The sequence below is a fragment of the Mycobacterium sp. ZZG genome, assembly GCF_054786995.1.
The window spans coordinates 1-1,333 of the sequence record NZ_JBTBFV010000158.1 but is presented as its reverse complement, the minus strand read 5'-3'; the positions used below and the strand labels follow the sequence as shown (position 1 = coordinate 1,333).

General features: G+C 65.0%; 2 protein-coding genes and 1 pseudogene. 1 reads left to right on the top strand and 2 read right to left on the bottom strand.

The features are described 5' to 3' along the window. A partial coding sequence (locus ACXMYJ_RS29115; RefSeq protein ID WP_460359545.1) for an integrase core domain-containing protein occupies window positions 1–153 on the top strand: 153 nt, incomplete at its 5' end. Window positions 154–325: 172 nt separating this feature from the next. Here the strand turns inward: ACXMYJ_RS29115 and ACXMYJ_RS29110 are convergent. Both ACXMYJ_RS29110 and ACXMYJ_RS29105 read right to left on the bottom strand, forming a co-directional pair. Continuing rightward, complete coding sequence (locus ACXMYJ_RS29110; RefSeq protein ID WP_460359544.1) at window positions 326–832, bottom strand: methylated-DNA--[protein]-cysteine S-methyltransferase; 507 nt, start codon at window positions 830–832, stop codon at window positions 326–328. Beyond that, a pseudogene (locus ACXMYJ_RS29105) lies at window positions 829–1,212 on the bottom strand (DNA-3-methyladenine glycosylase family protein); the annotation flags it as partial. The pseudogene ACXMYJ_RS29105 and the gene ACXMYJ_RS29110, both read right to left, overlap by 4 nt. Window positions 1,213–1,333: the final 121 nt, after the last annotated feature.

Sequence of the window (1,333 nt, the reverse complement as noted above, 5' to 3'; positions counted from 1 at the left end):
TACCGCAACATCGGAGACGTCGAGTACGCCACCGCCGGCTGGGTCGACTGGTACAACACCAGGCGCCTGCACAGCAGCCTTGAGATGATGACCCCCGTGGAGTTCGAGCAAGCCCATTACGCGACCCTCAACCGAGAGCCGCAACCCGTATAAAAGCGGCGGAGAACCTGGGGCGGTTCATTTCGTGGTTATGTCGCTCGGCTTAGAGGGGCAATTCATCGTCACTTCTTCGGCTCTCGGGGAGCTGTGGCGGCCTTTTTAGACGAGTAATGCGGAACCGACGCTGTCCTTTGTCCGGTGATTGGTGTGGGACTGCCGGCACCTCTTAATCGAATAGCGTCGGAATCGCCGGCGCGTTATTGCGCTCCATGCCCAGAAGCGTCTTCTTGCGGTCCAATCCGCCTCCGTAGCCGGTGAGACTGCCATTGGCGCCGATCACGCGATGACACGGCACGATGATCCCGATCGGATTATGTCCATTGGCCAATCCGACCGCCCTGAAGGCCCCCGGAGCGTCGATCTGCCTGGCGATGTCGCCGTACGACCTCGTCTCGCCGTAGGGGATCGTCAGCAGCGCCTCCCATACTCGCCGCTGAAAGGGCGTGCCGAGCAGTTCGAGCGTCAAGTCGAAGTCCCGGCGGGTGCCACCGAAGTACTCCTGCAACTGCGTCACGGCATCGGCGAATGCGTCATCGTCCCGTTCCCAGCCGGCACGGTCCGGTTCGTATGTCTGGTCCACCATCCGCAGGTGACGCAATCGTCCCGCGGTCCCGGCGAGTGTCAGCAAGCCCACCGGGCTGTCCATCGTTCGGTACTGCACCACGTCCCTCATTTCGTCTTCGGCGGCCACTGATTGACGCTGTGATCGAGTGCGGTCCAGAGGTGCTGCGTCGCATACGAACGCCAAGGGCGCCAGCGGGTACTGCGCTCGGCGAGTCCGCGGGGGGTCGCCGGTAGGCCGATCTGTTTGGCCGCCACGGCCACACCGAGGTCGGTGCCGGGGAAGGCGTCGGGATCGCCGAGCCCTCGCATGGCGATCATCTCCGTCGACCACGGACCGATGCCGGGCAGCGTGAGAAGCTGCGCGCGGGCGGCGTCCCAGTCGCAGCCCGGGTCGAGCACCACGGCGCCGTCGGTGAGCGCGCTCACCAGCGCATGGAGGCTACGCCGGCGCGCCGCGGGGAACGCCAAATGGTCCGGGTCGATTGTTGCCCGTCGCTGTGGATGAGGATATGGGCATCATCGAGTTTGGTGACGAGTGGCCGATGGGAACGGCCCCGCTCGGTGTGGTGAGCGGGGCCGTGGTCGTCGTCGTGACGGGGTCGTCGTCGTG

Excerpts from the sequence above, each read along its gene's own strand:
- ACXMYJ_RS29110 (WP_460359544.1), bottom strand. The coding sequence starts at position 832 with ATGAGGGACGTGGTGCAGTACCGAACGATGGACAGCCCGGTGGGCTTG.